The 15,940-nt window shown below is 69.6% G+C and carries 14 protein-coding genes; 13 read left to right on the top strand and 1 reads right to left on the bottom strand.

Annotated elements, in window-relative coordinates:
* The first annotated feature begins 28 nt into the window (after positions 1 to 28).
* The 8 genes from CFB18_RS03835 to CFB18_RS03800 all read left to right on the top strand — a co-directional run bounded on the left by CFB18_RS03835 (position 29) and on the right by CFB18_RS03800 (position 8,691).
* Complete coding sequence (locus tag CFB18_RS03835; protein WP_088570487.1) at positions 29 to 685, top strand: cytochrome C; 657 nt, start codon at positions 29 to 31, stop codon at positions 683 to 685.
* Positions 682 to 2,910: a nitrous oxide reductase family maturation protein NosD gene (gene nosD, locus CFB18_RS03830; RefSeq protein ID WP_088570486.1), complete on the top strand. Its 2,229-nt coding sequence runs from the start codon at positions 682 to 684 to the stop codon at positions 2,908 to 2,910. Before CFB18_RS03835 ends, nosD begins: the two co-directional genes overlap by 4 nt.
* 12 nt (positions 2,911 to 2,922) lie before the next feature.
* Entirely contained in the window at positions 2,923 to 3,762 is an 840-nt protein-coding gene (locus CFB18_RS03825; RefSeq protein ID WP_088570485.1) for an ABC transporter permease, read from the top strand.
* A gap of 32 nt (positions 3,763 to 3,794) precedes the next feature.
* Entirely contained in the window at positions 3,795 to 4,250 is a 456-nt protein-coding gene (locus tag CFB18_RS03820) for a nitrous oxide reductase accessory protein NosL (RefSeq protein WP_159461558.1), read from the top strand.
* Between the two features lie 186 nt (positions 4,251 to 4,436).
* On the top strand, positions 4,437 to 5,291 hold the full coding sequence (locus tag CFB18_RS03815) for an SAM hydrolase/SAM-dependent halogenase family protein (RefSeq protein ID WP_088570483.1): 855 nt from the start codon (positions 4,437 to 4,439) through the stop codon (positions 5,289 to 5,291).
* Positions 5,292 to 5,335: 44 nt separating this feature from the next.
* A complete protein-coding gene (gene murA, locus CFB18_RS03810; protein ID WP_088570482.1) occupies positions 5,336 to 6,628 on the top strand; it encodes a UDP-N-acetylglucosamine 1-carboxyvinyltransferase in 1,293 nt (430 codons plus the stop codon).
* 3 nt (positions 6,629 to 6,631) lie between these two features.
* A complete protein-coding gene (locus CFB18_RS03805; protein ID WP_088570481.1) occupies positions 6,632 to 7,057 on the top strand; it encodes a S1C family serine protease in 426 nt (141 codons plus the stop codon).
* Between the two features lie 71 nt (positions 7,058 to 7,128).
* Positions 7,129 to 8,691, top strand: a complete 1,563-nt coding sequence (locus CFB18_RS03800) for a penicillin acylase family protein (protein WP_159461557.1) — start codon at positions 7,129 to 7,131, stop codon at positions 8,689 to 8,691.
* Between the two features lie 23 nt (positions 8,692 to 8,714).
* Here CFB18_RS03800 and CFB18_RS15220 read toward each other — a convergent pair whose 3' ends face one another.
* The gene (locus tag CFB18_RS15220) at positions 8,715 to 8,939 is read right to left on the bottom strand and encodes a YtxH domain-containing protein (protein ID WP_159461556.1); all 225 of its coding nucleotides are present in this window, start codon (positions 8,937 to 8,939) and stop codon (positions 8,715 to 8,717) included.
* A gap of 175 nt (positions 8,940 to 9,114) precedes the next feature.
* Between CFB18_RS15220 and CFB18_RS15215 the strand changes: the two genes are divergently transcribed.
* The 5 genes from CFB18_RS15215 (at position 9,115) to CFB18_RS03775 (ending at position 15,928) form a co-directional block, all read left to right on the top strand.
* Entirely contained in the window at positions 9,115 to 10,053 is a 939-nt protein-coding gene (locus CFB18_RS15215) for an ATP-grasp domain-containing protein (protein WP_159461555.1), read from the top strand.
* Positions 10,035 to 10,838 (top strand): 5'/3'-nucleotidase SurE, encoded by an 804-nt coding sequence (gene surE / locus CFB18_RS03790; RefSeq protein ID WP_159461554.1) that lies wholly within the window; start codon positions 10,035 to 10,037, stop codon positions 10,836 to 10,838. Before CFB18_RS15215 ends, surE begins: the two co-directional genes overlap by 19 nt.
* A 17-nt stretch (positions 10,839 to 10,855) precedes the next feature.
* Positions 10,856 to 13,135, top strand: coding sequence for a transglutaminase TgpA family protein (locus CFB18_RS03785; RefSeq protein ID WP_088570477.1), 2,280 nt, complete (start codon positions 10,856 to 10,858; stop codon positions 13,133 to 13,135).
* Between the two features lie 502 nt (positions 13,136 to 13,637).
* Positions 13,638 to 14,462 carry an adenylate/guanylate cyclase domain-containing protein gene (locus tag CFB18_RS03780; RefSeq protein WP_088570476.1) on the top strand — a complete coding sequence of 275 codons (825 nt, stop codon included), beginning with the start codon at positions 13,638 to 13,640 and terminating at the stop codon, positions 14,460 to 14,462.
* Positions 14,459 to 15,928: a glycosyltransferase gene (locus CFB18_RS03775; protein WP_088570475.1), complete on the top strand. Its 1,470-nt coding sequence runs from the start codon at positions 14,459 to 14,461 to the stop codon at positions 15,926 to 15,928. The genes CFB18_RS03780 and CFB18_RS03775 overlap by 4 nt, the downstream gene beginning before the upstream one ends.
* Positions 15,929 to 15,940: the final 12 nt, after the last annotated feature.

Here is a 15,940-nt window from a genome sequence, read left to right as displayed (position 1 = left end):
GACCGCATCTCCTTAGGAGAAGAAGACCATGGTGGAGCGACTGAACGCATGGCTTCGGGAGGATCCTTTCCGGTTGCCCCGCGCGTTCTTCATCGGGGCATCCTGGCTGCTGCTGCTTTCCCTGCTCTTCCCCTACTGGCGCATGACCCTTCAGGCCCCGCAGTATCCCGGGGGGCTTCGGGTGGACGTCTACGTCACCCACCTGGCCGGGGATGTGAGCGAGGTGGACAACCTGAACCATTACATCGGGATGAAGAAGCTCCATGAGGCGGCCCAGGTGGAACGCTTCCTGGCGCCCCTGGCCATCGGCGCGGCGGCCCTCTTGGGCGAGGCCCTGGCCTTCACCCGGCGCCGCTGGGCGGCGGTGCTGGCCCTGCCGGCCATGCTCTTCCCCTTCATTTTCCTGGCCGACATGTATTACTGGCTCTACCGCTACGGTCACGACCTGGACCCGAACGCCCCGCTGCGGCTGCCGCCCTTCACGCCACCGCTGCTGGGCACCGGCGTCGTGGGCCAGTTCCGCACCGTGGCGGAGCTCCAGCTCGGGTTCTGGATGGCCCTCGCGGCCTCCTTCCTGATCGCCCTGGGCCTGCACTTCCGCCGGGTGGTGCGGACCGCCCTGGAACGCCGTCAGGCCGTGCGTCTCGGCCCTCTCACCCTGGTCCCGGAAGGAGCCCGTGGATGATCCTCCCCCTGGCCCTGGCCCTCTGGGCGCTGCTCGGGGGCGCCCCTGCGGATCCCGGGCGCTCCCTCCAGGAGGCCATCGACGCCGCCCCACCGGGGGCGACCCTGGAGGTGCGCGGCGGCGTGCACTACGGCCCCATCCGCATCGATAAGCCCCTCACCCTGATCGGTGTCGACAGCCCGGTGCTGGATGGCCAGGGCCAGGGCACCGTCCTCTGGATCACCGCCCCCGGGGTGACCGTCCGCGGCTTTGTGATCCGTCGCTCCGGCCGCTCCCTGACCCATGAGGACGCCGGGATCCGGGCGGAAGGAGCTCCCGGGGTGATCCTGGAGGACAACCGGCTGGAGGACGTCCTCTTCGGGATCTACCTGAAGGATTCCCCGGGGGCTCGCATTCGGAACAACCGCATCCGCGGTCTGGATGTGCCAGAGGCGGAGCGGGGAGACGCCATCCGCCTGTGGTATAGCTCCGACGCCTACATCGAAGGCAACGAGACGGAGCGCGGGCGGGACGTGATCATCTGGTTCTCCGATCGCTCCGTCCTCCGGGACAATCGGTTCCGGGGCGGGCGCTACGGGATCCACTACATGTATTGCAATGAGAGCTTGGCGGAGGGGAACATCCTGGAAGGCAACTACGTTGGGATCTATATGATGTACAGCCGGGGCGGGGTCTTCCGCCGCAACCGCTTCCTTCACCACCGGGGACCCAGCGGCTACGGCATGGCCTTCAAGGACAGCGATGAGATCCTCGCCGAGGAGAACCTCTTCGCCAACAACACCGCCGCCCTCTTTCTGGACAACACCCCGCGCGCGGAGGGCTCCCCCGTCCGCTTCGAGCGGAACCTCTTCGCTTACAACGGGATCGGGGTGCTGGCCCTGCCAATGGTGCGGGGGGCGATCTTCCGGGAGAACGTCTTCTGGGAGAACGAGCAGCAGGCCGCCGTGCAGGGAGAGGGGAACCTGCAGGCGAACCGCTGGGAGGGCAACTTCTGGAGCGACTACGTCGGCTTCGACGTCGACGGCGATGGGATCGGCGACCTCCCCTATCGTTCCCAGCGCCTCTTCGAGGCCCTGACCGATGCGATGCCGGCCCTGCGGATCTTCTGGGGCACCCCCGCCGTCCAGGCCCTGGAGACCGCCGCGCGGCTGGTCCCCTTCTTCGCGCCCCAGGTTCGCCTGGAGGATCCGGCCCCCCGGATGCGGCCGCCGGCCGGGATCCCCGGGGCCGCCGGGCACACCCCCCGACATAGGGTCCCATGGCTCGGCTTGGGGCTGGGGGGGCTGGCCCTGGCGATGATCGGATGGCGCTGGCTGCAGCGCACCCCCGCCGGGCCCATCCGGGCGGATCCCCGCCAGACCCCAGCGGCGATGCTGGAGATCCGGGGGCTGCGCAAACGGTTCGGGCAGACCTGGGTGGTGCGTGGGCTGGACCTGCGGGTGCAGCCGGGGGAGGCGGTGGCCCTGTGGGGACCCAACGGGGCAGGGAAAACCACCGTCCTCCGTTGCATCCTGGGCCTGCTCTCCTTTGAAGGCCACATCCGGGTGGCGGGTCGGGATGTCCGGAAGGAGGGTCCGGCGGCCCGCCGCGCCATCGGCTACGTGCCCCAGGAGCTGGCCTTCTACAGCTGGACCGTCCGGGAGACCCTGGCTTTCTTCGCCGCGCTCCGGGGGGTTCCCGTGGATCCTGGGATCGTGGAGGCCATGGGGTTGGCGACCTATCAGGACCACCCGGTGCGGGCCCTCTCGGGGGGCTTGAAGCAACGGCTGGCCCTGGCCCTGGCCCGGATGGGGGACCCGCCCCTCTTGCTCCTGGATGAGCCGACGGCGAACCTGGATATGGCCGCCCGGCTGGAGTGGATGCGCCAGCTGCAGGCTCTGAAAGCCCAGGGGAAGACGCTGATCTTCAGCTCCCACCGACTGGAGGAGATCCTGGAGCTGGCAGATCGCGTGGTGGTGCTGCGGGAGGGACAGGTGGTCGCGGAGGTCGCGCCGGAAGCCCTTGCCCGGACGGTCGGGCTGCAGGCGCGGCTCCGGCTGAGCCTCCCGCCTGCCGAACAGGACCGGGCCCGCCGGCTGCTGGAGGAGGCGGGCTACCCGGTCGTCGCCAACCATCATGGCCTGACCCTCACCGTGCCGGCGGATCAGAAGCTGGCCCCGGTGCAGCAGCTCTGGGCGGCCGGGATCCCGGTTCAGGACGCGGAGTGGGAGCTGAGCGAGCCATAAGCGGGGGATCCCATGGGCGCGACGCGCTGGATGATCTGGAAGGAAGGACGGGAGATCCTGCGGAGCCGCTGGTTTGGCATCACAGCGGGGAGCTTCGTCGCCGTGGCCCTGGCCCTGGCCGCTCTCTCCATGGGGGGCTCCGGCTACATCGGGCTGGCCGGTTTCGGGCGCACGGCCGCGGCGCTGGTTAACCTCTCCGCGCTGATCGCTTCCCTGATGGGCCTGGGGCTGGGGGCCATGACCTGGGCGGCGGAGCGGGAGAGCGGGACGCTGGCTTACCTTCTGTCTTACCCGGTCTCCCGGGCTCAGGTGTGGGCGGCGAAGGCCATCGGGGGGGCCATGGCGCTGGCCGCCGCGATGGCTCTGGGGTTCGGGATCACCGGCCTGATCATCGGCCTGGGAGGAGGCCTCGGCGGCGCGGAGGAAGCCGGCCGTTATGCGGCCCTAGCGGCCGGCGCCACCCTGCTCGCCTGGATCACCTACGGCCTGGGGATGACCCTGGGTGTCGGGTTGCGCCGCCAGAGCACCGCCTTGGGCCTCTCCCTGCTGGCCTGGCTGGCCGGCGTGTTCCTCTCGGACCTGGGCCTCATGGGGCTGGTGGGGACCTTCGCCCTGTCTCCGGCCGTCCTCTGGTGGCTCACCGTCCTGAACCCCCTCCACGCCTTCCGCATCCTGGCGATGGTCTGGCTGAACGGCTCCCCGGATCTCCTGGGGCCGGCGGGAGCCTACGCCTGGCGGACGTATGGGGAGGCCCTGGGGCCGATGCTGACGGCGATCATGCTGGGCTGGCTGGCCCTGGCGTTCCTGATGGCCGCCCTGCGCTTCGGGAGGCTGCAGGACATCGCCGCCTGAACGGAGGAGCTCCTTATCCAGGAGGGGGAATGATGCGTCGAATGGTCGCCATCGCGCTGATGCTGGCGGGGCTGGTGGCCTGCGCGCGGCCCAGCGGGCCCAGGCCGCCGGATATCGTTTACGGGAAGGATCCCTGCGCCAACTGCGGGATGCTCATCAACGATCCCCGCTTCGCCGCGGCTTACGTGACCCGGAACGGCCAGGCCCGCCTCTTCGATGACATCGGGTGCATGATCGATTACCAACGAGGCCATCCGGAGGATGTAGCAGCCTTCTATGTGCGTGACTTCGAGGGTGGGGGATGGATCGAGACGGACCGCGCCACCTTCGTCCATGCGCCCGATGTGCCGACCCCCATGGGCTATGGCCTGCTCGCCTTCGCCACGCGGGACCGGGCTGAGGCCTTCGCCCGGGACCACGGCGGGCAGGTGATGGACTGGGCGACCGCCCGGCAGACCGTTCGATCCCCCCATCGCCATGGCCCGTAGCAGGGAGGGGCGCAGCGGGGCTGCGCCCCTCCTCCGCCGAACATCCCCTCCGAACCGCCGCCGGTCTTTGCTCCCCTCCGGATGCCCGCAACCGGTGCGCCGGAATATACTGGAGGAGCCGAACGCTTCGGGCCCGACAGGGGGAACGCCCGAAGCCGGCGGATGCGATGATCGGCGAGGATCGGGATGCGGGTGATCACCCTGACGACGGACTTCGGGGATGAGGACGGCTATGTGGGGACGATGAAGGGGGTGATCCTCTCCATCGCCCCCGACGTGCGGCTGGTGGACCTCAGCCATCACATCCCGCCCCAGGACATCCGGCGGGCGGCCTTCGTGGTGGCGGAGGCCGCGCCCTACTTCCCCCCCGGGACCATCCACGTGGCGGTGGTGGATCCCGGGGTGGGCAGCGGGCGCCGCGCGTTGATCGTGGAGACGGAGCGGGCCCTCTTCGTGGGGCCGGACAACGGGCTCTTCAGCTTCATCCTGGAGGATCACCCGGAGGCCCGCTGTTACGCCATTGAGGAATCGGCCTATCGCTTGCCTCAGGTCAGTTACACCTTCCACGGCCGGGACATCTTCGCCCCGGCCGCCGCCCACCTCGCCCGCGGTGTCCCTCCCGCCGCCTTCGGCCCGCCGGTGACGGATCCGGTCCGCCTCCCTTCGCCCCGCTTAGAGCTGGAGGAGGAGCGGATCGTCGGGGAGATCCTGCACGCGGACCGGTTCGGGAACCTGGTGACCAGCATCGGCCGGCTGCAGTGGCAGGGAGCCGCCCTGGTTTTGCAACCGGCCTTCGGTCCCCTGGCCCGCCGCTTCCCGGTCCTCTTCCGGGCGGGGGAGGCGCGGGTGGAGGTAGGGGATCGCGTGCTCTCCGGCATCCTCCACACCTTCGCCGAGGCCCAACCCGGGGAGCTGATCGCCTATCCGGGCAGCTCCGGCTTCTTAGAGATCGGCCTGGTGAACGGGTGCGCCGCGGCCGCCCTGGAGGCCCGGCGAGGCGATCCGGTGGTGGTTCGGGTGCGCCTGCTGGCGCTGGAATAGATGCAATACCCATTGCTCACGATCGGCCGGAGAGGAGCGAGGGGATGACCCGAGAGGCCTTTTTCGTGATCGAGGGAGGGCGGCGGCTCCGGGGGGAGGTGCGCCCCGGGGGCAACAAGAACGCTGCCCTCCCCCTGATCGCAGCCGCCCTGCTCGCCGAGGAGCCCGTGGTGCTGCGTAACGTGCCGCGCATCCGCGACGTCCGCACGATGGTGCAGCTCCTGAGCGAGCTGGGGGCGAGCATCGAAGAGCTGGACCCGCACACCCTGCGCATCGACACCCGGGATGTGCGGCCCCGGCCGCTGAACCCGGAGCTGTGCCGGGATATCCGGGCGAGCATCCTGCTGGCCGGGCCGCTGCTGGCTCGCTTCGGTTATGTGGAGATGCCGCCCCCCGGAGGCGACGTGATCGGCCGGCGCCGCCTGGACACCCACTTCTTGGCCTTCGAAGCGCTGGGGGCGCGTTATGAGGTAAACCGGATCTTTCGGCTCCGGGCCCCCGACCGGCTCCAGGGCCAAGACATCCTGCTGGACGAGGCCAGCGTGACCGCCACGGAGAACGCGGTCATGGCCGCGGCCCTCGCCCGGGGCACCACCGTCCTGCGCAACGCCGCCTCCGAGCCCCACGTCCAGGCCCTCTGCCATTTCCTCAACCGCCTCGGCGCCCGCATCGAGGGCATCGGCTCCAACACCCTGGTGATCCACGGGGTGGACCGCTTGGGGGGCGGGGAGTGGGAGATCGAGTCGGATCACATCGAGGTGGGCTCGTTCATCGGGCTGGCCGCCCTCATCGGCGATGGGGTCTGGATCCGTCGCGCGGTCCCCCAGCACCTCCGGATGGTGCAGCTGGTCTACCGGCGCCTGGGGGTGCACTTCGAGGTGCATGGGGAAGACATCTACGTGCCGCCGGAGCAGCCCCTCCGGGTGATCCCGGACATCGGGGGCCATATCCCCAAGATCGAGGACGCGCCCTGGCCCGGCTTCCCGGCGGATCTGATGAGCATCGCCATCGTGATGGCCACCCAGGCCGCGGGGCCGGTGCTCTTCCACGAGAAGATGTTCGAAAGCCGCCTCTATTTCGTGGATAAACTGATCGCCATGGGCGCTCGCATTGTCCTCTGCGACCCTCACCGTTGTCTGGTCCACGGCCCTTCCCCCCTGCACGGGGAGCGGCTGGAGAGCCCGGACATCCGGGCGGGGATGGCCCTGGTGATCGCGGCCCTCTGCGCCGAGGGCACCAGCGTCATCCGCAACATCGTGCAGATCGATCGGGGCTACGAGTGCCTGGACGAGAAGCTGCGAGCCCTGGGCGCGGCCATCGAACGGGTGGAGCGATGAGCCATGGGCAACTCGCCTCAAGACCTCCGGAACCGCATGTGGATCTGGATCGCCGCGCTCATCCTGATCGCCATGGCCTGCGGGTGCATCGGCCTGGCGGTGGGCGGGCTGGCTGGCTATCTGATCGGCCGGGGCGCGGGCGCTCCGACTCCCCCCGGGCCCACTTCTGGAACCCCCTGGTTGGGGGTGATGGTGACCCATGATCGCGATGGGGCACGGATCCTCCAGGTGCTCCCCAACAGCCCGGCCGAGGAAGCCGGCCTGCGCCCCGGCGACCGGATCACCGCCGTGGACGGCGAGCCGGTGGACGACCGTCATCCTCTCCCCGATGCGCTCCGACGCCATCGCCCCGGGGAGACGGTGCGCCTGACAGTGATCCGGGATGGGCAAGAGCGCACCCTCTCCGTCACGCTGGGCCGGGCCCCTTAGGACCCACCGCTTTCCTGCCGGCCAATGGAACCGATCGCATGGAAGATCCCAGAGCTGGAAGTGCCAAGCCCATGACGGCCCGGAAAAAGCCCCTCCTCCCCGGTGTGGCCGGCCTGGTCCTGATCCTCATCCTGGGGATCCTGCATCTTCCGTCCGCGGTCGGTCCGCCCGCCTTCCTTTCCTTGCACGGGCCGGAGGGAAAGATCACCCTGTATGCGGTGGGCCCAGCCCAGTGGCGCGTAGAGGCCGGCTCGCCGCAGGATCAGGCCTTCGCGGAGGGCGTCCTGGATGGACTGGATGCCGCCCCGCTGCTGATCCTGCGGCGGGCGGCGGCTTACGGCCAGCTGGAGGCCCTGGTCGGGCCGCAGGCTAAGGAGGCCGACGCCTGGGCCCGGGAGCGCCTCGCCCCCGTCATCGCCCGGGCCTGGGAGGCCCTGGATGCAGAGACCCGGTCCCGGCTGGAAGCCTACGCGGCGGGGGTGAACACCGCCTGGCGGATGGGGATCCCGATGATCCGCCGGCTCCCCTCGGATCCCCTCGCCCGGCCCTGGGACCCCCGGGATAGCCTGGCGGTGGCAGTGGGCCTGGCCCTGGCCCATCCGGGCTGGATGGAGGCCGAGATCGCGGCCGCCCTCCGGCGCCTCCCTCCTGCTCCCCGCGCCGCCCTGGAAGATCCCCGCTGGTCGTCCGCGACGCCGGCCCCGGATGTCGCGCGGCGTGAGGCGGCGTGGCGCGCCTGGGCGGCGGTGGGGGTGGCCCCCGAGCTCGGGCTCTTCCGGACGTGTCAGGAGGACACCGGGATCCGCCTGCACGCGATGGCCGCCCCGGTCTTCCCCCTGCCGTGGCGCCTGATATGGGTGGACGACGGCGTCCGCCTCCGCTGGCCCGGGATCCCGGGGGCTCTGGCGCGCATCCGCCAGGCGGAGGGCGCCCAGCTGGAGCCGAAGCCGGGCCCCGGAGACGTCCTGGATGCCCTGGGGGAGCTCTCCGTCCGCGTCGTCCGGGAAAGCGGGGAGTCCCCCCTCTGGGCCTGGCGGGGAAAGGACGCATGGCCCCGCTGCGCGCCGCCCGCGACGCCGGATCGCGAGGCGCTGCTCGCCCTGACCCCAGAGGGCTGGCTTCAGCGGCGGGTGCATGGGATGCTGGCCCGCTGGGACGGGCAGCTGGACGCGAAGAGCCCCTCCGCCCTCGTCTATGAGGTCTGGCGATGGGAGCTCATCCGCACGGCGCTGGGACCGGCGGTGGGAGAGGAGAACCTGCGACGGCTGCTCGCCCGACGGCCGGCGGAGCGCCTCCGGGCCGCTGCGCAGGCCCTCTGGGAGGCTCAGGGCAATGAGGTCCGGGAGCTGAAGGCGATGGCTTACCGGCGGGCGCTGGCCGAGATTGGACGGCGATATGGGGATCTGCACACCATCTGGGAATGGGGAAAGGCCCACGCGGCCCCTGTGCGGATCCTGGGCTGGCCGATCCGCGCGGAGATCCCTCTCGGCGGCGATGAGAGCGCCCCCTGGCCGACCCCGGTGGATCCCGTGCGACCCTTCGCCACGGCGTTCTGGCCTGCCCTCACCGTGCAGCGGGAGTCTCAGGTTATCCTGAAGATCGCCCCGACGCCGGTCTGGTGGAGATGGCCGTAGCGGGAGAAGGCGACCACCCCTGTTCAGGGCTCCGGAGGAGCTCGTCGGATCAGGACGGCCAGCTCGCGCTCCAGCTCCGCCCGGCGCTGGGCGGCGGCCTGCCGCCCCTCCTCCACGACCTGCTGCCATCGGCTCCGGATCCTTTGCCGCAGCTCCGGCCCGGAGCAGGGAGCCCAGAGCAGCGCCAGGCCGGCGCCGATCAGCCCCCCCACCAGAAATCCATAAATCCAGAGAAGCCCACGGCGCATGAAGATCTCTCCACAGGTATGTGAACGTCCACCTCTGCAGATATTGTAACCCAGACCGCTGCTCCCCTCCGGCCCCCTCGCATGCGCTGAAAGATCGCTCTGTGCTTCCGGCCGTGTTATCATCAGTTAAGGAGGGGCGTAGCGTGAGGATCCCTGCGATTCATGAGCGTGCAGGATGTTAAAGGATACGGTGACGCGAAGCGACATCGAGATCGAGCGGGTGGATCTGGCCATCGCCTGGAACTGGGAATACGATGCGCCGTTCATCCGGATGATCCGGGAGGCCTGCGCGCGCCGCGGCCTCTCGGTGGCCGAGGTCACGCCGGCGGATCTCCCCCAGATCCTGGAGCGGGCCGCGGATGGGCGGTGGACATGCGGGGTTTTCCTGGACCGCGCTTCGGATTGGGATGAGGACTTCGAGGCCCTGGTGGATTGGGCCCGGGCGGCAGGGGTGTTCCGCCTGAACCCAACGGAGCGGGCGCGGGCGGCATGGGACAAGGCGGCGATGCACCGGCGGTTCGTCGAAGCGGGGCTCCCCACCCCTCCCACGGCCATCCTCCCCCCGTGGGAAGCCGACCCCCGGACGCTCTGGCCCGAAGGGCTGGGGGAACCCCCGTGGATCGCCAAGCCCGCCTTTGGGGGCGGCGGGGAGGGCGTGCGGACGATCATCTGTCCAGAGGACCTGAACGCCCTGCGCACGGCCTTCCCCGATGAATCGATCCTGGTCCAGGCCTACGTGCGCCCCCGCCGGCTGGACGGGCGCCCGGCGTGGTTCCGGGTGCTCTATGCGGTGGATCAGGTGTTCCCATGCTGGTGGGATCCGGCCACCCATCGGTATACACCGGTGGAGGAGGAAGAGCGGATCGCCTTCGGCCTGGACGCGCTCTGGGAGCTGGGGCGTCGGATCGCGGCGGTCTGCGGGCTTCACCTGTTCTCCAGCGAGATCGCCCTGGACGAGGCAGGGCGCTTCCTGTGCATCGACTACGTCAACGATCCCATCGACACGCGTCCGCAATCCCTGGCCCCGGAGGGGGTGCCGGACGAGGTGTTGCAGGGGATCGCCGAGCGGATCGCCGAGGCCGTCGGGAGGATACGATGCCGCTCATCCTGGTGACCAACGATGACGGGATCCGCTCCCCGGGCCTGCGCGCCGCCGCTGCCGCCCTGCAAGTCCTGGGGCAGGTTGTGGTGGTCGCCCCGGTGGATCAATGGTCCGGCGCCGGGCGCTGCATGCCGGCCACCTCGGAGGGCCGGATCTACCCGGAGATCATCCATGTGAGCGGCACAGTGATCCGGGCCTATGCGGTGGAAGGAACCCCCGCCCAGGTGGTCGATCACGCCATCCTGGAGATCCTTCCTCGCCTCCCCGATCTGGCGGTGGCGGGCATCAATTATGGGGAGAACGTCGGCTCTGGGGTGACGATCTCGGGGACGGTGGGGGCAGCCTTGGAGGCGGCCAGCTTCGGGATCCCGGCCCTGGCCGTGTCGCTGCAAACCCCGGTGGAGCATCACCTGGGATACTCCGAGGAGATCGACTTCAGGGCCGCGGCGCATTTCACCCTCCTCTTCGCCCGCGCCGCCCTCCGCCAGGCCCTGCCGTTCGACGTCGACGTGCTGAAGATCGACGTCCCGGCCCGGGCCACGCCGGAGACCCCATGGCGGTGGACCCGCCTCTCCCGGCAGCGGTATTTCGTCCCGGTCCGCCCGATGCGCCGGCGCCCCACCGACCCGGGCCCGCTGGGATATCGGGTGGAGATCGATCGAGAGCGTCTGGAGCCGGATTCGGACATCTACGCCCTGGTGGTGGAGGAGGTGGTCTCTGTCACCCCGCTGAGCCTGGATCTCACGTCCCGCGTTTCCCTGGAGGAGCTGCATCGATGGTGGGAGAAAGCGAGGTAAGGATCCCCGGAAGGCCGATGGAGGCCCCGGCCGTTCCCCGGGGAACGGTGGGAACCCTCTGGATGCTCTTCCTGCTGCTCCTGATCCACGGGTCCGCCGCGTGGACGGTGACGATGGCGGGGTGGGCCGATGGATTAGAGATCCTCCCTTCAGTGGCAGCCGGGGGGCTCCTCATCGGTTGGCTGCTGGCCATCTCCCGGTTCCCCGGCCCGGTGGCTTTTCTTCTCAACATCGGCTATGGCACCGTCTGGGTGGGCTACCTGAGCGCCCGCCTCATCCAGGTCCCCACCTGGTCGTTGAAGCTCCAATGGCTGGGCTACCGCATGACGGTGTGGGCCATGGAAGCCATGCGGGGCGGGCGCGGCAGCGATCCGCTGCCCTTCGTGGTGATCATGGGGGCCCTGATCTGGCTGGCGGCCAGCAGCAGCGCCTGGTATTCTTTCCGGACCATCCGGTCGTGGCGGGCGCTGGTGCCGGCCGGGCTGATCGCGTTCATCAACGCGTATTACTATCTGGGTCCGCGCCCTCTCACGCTGTTCCTGATCACCTATTTGCTGGGGGCGCTGCTCTGGCTGGCCACCGTGCATTATGAGGAGCAGAGCCAGCGCTGGCGGCGGGAGCGAGTATGGTTCGTCCCGGATCTCGGCGTGGATGTGCTGCGGGCGGGGCTGCTGATCGCCGGGCTGGCCCTGGCCCTCGCCTGGATCCTCCCGCCGGCCGGCCCCAGCGAGGCGGCCTCCCGGGTCTGGAGCGAGGTGAGCCGGCCCCTGCGCCGGAGCCAGGAGACGTTCAACCGGCTGTTCAGCTCCCTGCGCTCCCAGCGCCCGGCGTATGTGAGCCCCCTGGGACGCACGCTGCCCTTCGGCGGGCCCCGGCGGCTGAGCGACACGGTGGTGATGGAGGTGCGGGCCCAGGGGCCGGCCCGCTACTGGCGGGGGATGGTCTATGACGTCTACACCTCCAACGGCTGGCTTTCCTCGGGGGAAGATGAGCAGAGCCGCGCCCCGATGACCGCGCTGACGGCGCGCCCGCTGTGGGAGGGCCGGGCGGTGGTGACGCAAACCTTCACCGTCTATCTGCCCGGGAACACCCTGATCTTCGCCGCTCAGCACCCGGTGGCCGTCAGTCTCCCCGCCATCGTGCAGGGCCGGTTCACGGCCCAGGCCCACGATCTGATGGGGATCCGCAGCCCCCGTCCCTTCGGCGCCCAGCAGACCTACGAGGCGATCTCCCTGGTCCCCGTCCCGGATGTGGAGGGCCTGCGCCAGGCGGGGACGGTTTACCCGGAATGGGTGCAGCGATATCTGCAGCTGCCGCCCAACCTCGACCCCCGGATCCGACGCCTGGCGGAGCGGATCACGGCGAACGCGGACAATCCATACGACAAGGCAGCGGCCCTGGAGGCCTGGCTGCGCCGCAACATCCGATACAACGAGAACATCCCGGCTCCGCCGCCGGGCCGGGACGGCGTGTCCTATGTGCTGTTTGACATCCACCAGGGCTACTGCGACTATTACGCCTCGGCGATGGCCGTGATGGCGCGGGCCCTGGGGATCCCCGCCCGCGTGGTGAGCGGCTACGCCCAGGGCGAGTGGATGCCCGACGGGCGGTATCGGGTGCGGCAGCGGGACGCCCACACATGGGTGGAGATCTACTTCCCTGGCTACGGCTGGGTGGAATTCGAGCCCACCGCCGCCCAGCCGCCCATCCTGCGCCCCCAGCGCCCCGCGACGCCCACCCCCACGCCTCCAGCGAGCCCCGCCGCAGGGCCCACTCCCGGCGCGCCACAACCCACCCCCACCCGACGCAATCTGCTGGCCGAGGATTTCGATATCCAGCCCGGGGAGGCTCTTCCGCTGCCCCGCACGCCGCGGTTCCCGGTCGGACCGCTCACAGCGGGCCTGATGGGAGCGCTGGGGATGCTGGGGGTGGTCCTCTGGTTGCGCGATCGGCACCGCCTGCGCCGGCTCTCTCCCGCTGCTCGGGATTACCTGTGGATGAACCGCGCGGCGCGGCTGCTGGGGATCCGGCTCCCGGCCTCCTGGACCCCGATGGAGCGCGCTCGGCACCTGGCCGCGCTGGCACCGGAGATGGCGGAGACCATGAGGCAGATCGCGGAGCGCTACACGGCCGTGCGGTTCGGCCGACGCCCGCTCCCTCCGGGATCCGCCCCTCGGGGCTGGTGGCTTCTCTTTCTCTTCTATGGGCTCCGAGGGCGCCTCCGATCCATCTTGGCTCGGTGGATCTCCGCCCTCCGCAGCCAGACCCTTCCCACCTCGCCGCCCTTCGCCCGCTGAGGCCGGGATCCCGCGCCATCCGCGGGGAGAGGCCCCCCATTGTTCTCCGGGGTGTATTATGAGAAGGGGAATCGATCCGAACCCCTTGGGATCGAAAACAAACATGGATTCAGGGGATCCCACCGGAGGACCCGTGCCGGAGGAGCGGCTTCGGCCGTGATCGATGATGGCGAGCTGAAGCCCCTCCCCACGTAAGCCGAAATTCATTTCGGCACCCCTGTTGTTGTAGGAGCGGCTTTCGCCGCGACCTTTGCGTCATCGACGGCGGAGCGTTCGGGGCTAAAGCCCCTCCTACTTCCGCCGCGACCCTTCCCGTCTCGAAAACAGGGGGTTCGGGCTGTAGGAGCAGCCTCCGCTGCGACCCTACAGGCATCGAAAACGAAGATGGGGGGCGGAAGGCCCTCCTCCAGGAAGAACCGGGGTGGAATCCGCCCCCCGCGGGGAGCCGGGGAGCAGAAGGACGGATGGGGATTGATCGCGGAGGGCGACCGGAGGAGCCGGGATGGAACGGATAAGTGGGACAGAGGCCTTCGACTCATTGCTGGATCGCCTGATGGAATACCTGGGGGAAGCGGAGCGGGCCCTCGCGCGGTCCGCGGCAGGCCCGGATTCGCCGGTCGAGCTCGTGCGGACCAGTCGGGATCTGGTGGAGATCCTGCGGTCGAGAGTCCACCGGGAGATCGGGCGGCTTGCCCCCATGCTGGATCCCGACCTGATGGCCTATCTGATCCGGGCGGATGGCCCGGAGGACCCGACGCCCATCCGGCGCGAGGTCACCGTCCTCTTCGTGGACCTCCACGGCTTCTCGGAGCTGTGCGAGCACACTCCCCTGGAGGCCCTGGTGCCCCTGCTGAACCGCTATCTGGAGCTCGCATGGGCCTGCATACGGGCCGAGGGAGGCGTGGTGGATCGATTTATGGGGGATGCGGTGCTGGGATGGTTCAACGCCCCCTTCGAGCTGCCGGACCATCCGTATCGGGCCCTGCGGGCGGCGTGGCGGATGCAGCAGGAGGTGCTCCATCTGCACGCCGCGCTCCCCCCGGAGCACCGCCGACGTTACCGCATCGGCGTGCACCTCGGCGAGGCGGTCCTCGGGCCGATCGGAACCCGTGCGTTCCAGACCTATACCCTGGTGGGGAGCACGGTCAATTACGCGCGGCGCCTGCAGGAGGCAGCGCCGCCCGGGCAGATCATGATCAGCCGGGCGGTGTTCGAGCGCGTGCGAGAGCGGATCGAGGCCCGCGCCCTGCCGATCTTCCCGGTTCGGGGAGGGGCTCAGGTGGTGCCGGTCTACCGATTCCTGGGGTTCCGGGAGGAAACGCCATGAAGCTTATGGCCGCGGCCAGCCTGGGGATCAGCGTTCTGCTGTTCCTGTATGCCCTTTACGTTCTGATCCTGTGCGGGCTCAGCCTGTGGGGACGGCGTCGCCCGGTCCCCCGCGCGAACCCTTCGACCTGGCCCTTCGTCACGGTGCAGTTGCCCATTTACAATGAAGGGAGCGTGGTGGAGCGCCTGCTGCAAGCCGTGGTGGCCCTGGATTATCCCCCAGACCGCCTGGAGATCCAGGTCCTGGATGACTCCACGGACGAGACGGCGCAATTGGTCAAGCAGCTGGTTGTCCATTATCAGGCCCTCGGCTATCCCATCGAGCTGCTGCGGCGCCCGAACCGGAACGGCTACAAGGCAGGGGCGCTGGCCTACGGGCTGCGAAGGGCCCGGGGCGAGTTCATCGCCATCTTCGACGCCGACTTCGTCCCACCGCCGGATTTCCTGAAGCGCATGATCCCGGTGCTGCTGGCCGACCCTACCATCGCCGCCGCTCAAGCCCGCTGGGACCATCTGAATGCCTCTCAGTCCTGGATCACCCGCGCCCAGGCCCTGATGCTGGACGCGCACTTCATAGTCGATCAGGTGGCCCGCTCCGCCGCCGGGCTGCCTGTGAACTTCAACGGCTCCGCAGGCGTGTGGCGGCGGGAGGCCATCGAGGCCGCCGGCGGGTGGGAAACCGACACCCTGACAGAGGACCTGGATCTCAGCTATCGGGCCCAGCTGGCCGGCTGGCGCATCGTCTTCGTCCCCGATGTCGCGGTCCCGGGGGAGATCCCCCCCACCCTCCCGGCCTTCAAGAGCCAGCAGTTCCGGTGGGCCAAGGGGACCACCCAGACGTTCCGGAAGCTGATCAGCCGGATCTGGCGCAGCCGCTGGCCGTGGTGGAAGCGGGTGGTGGCCACCCTCCATCTGGGCGGATATTTCACCCATCTGCTGGGAGTGCTCCTGTTGCTGCTCTCCGGTCCCCTGTTGCGCCATCCCGTGGAGCGCCCGAAGTGGGCGGTGATCCTGGGCCTGGGGCTGCTAACGGTGCCCCTGATGTATGGCCTCAGCCAGCAGGCCCTCTACCCCGACTGGCCCCGTCGGCTCTGGGTGATCCCGGTCCTGTTCGTGATCGGGACGGGCCTCACCTTAAGCAACACCCGCGCCATCATCGAGGCCCTGCTCGGCCTTCCCTCGGAGTTCCAGCGGACGCCCAAGGGGGAGCGGGCGGCGCGGGGCGAGCCGGAGATGGACCCGATAGGCTGGATCGAGGGGGCCTTCGCCCTTTACGCCCTTCTCTTAACCTGGCGGGCATGGCACCATGGCCTCGATGGGGTCGTGCCCTTCCTGCTCTGTTATGCCCTGAGCTACGGGATCGTCGCCGGCTTCAGCCTCTCCCCCGCCCCGCCCGCGCGGGAGGCCGTCTCCTCGGCGCGCGCTCCGCTCAAAGAAGCGGATCGAAGCGGCCCGTTCCCCCGCTGAATCCGCTTGTTC

The organism is Thermoflexus hugenholtzii JAD2, from assembly GCF_900187885.1.
Classification (GTDB): domain Bacteria; phylum Chloroflexota; class Anaerolineae; order Thermoflexales; family Thermoflexaceae; genus Thermoflexus; species Thermoflexus hugenholtzii.
This window is presented reverse-complemented; position numbering and strand designations above follow the sequence as displayed.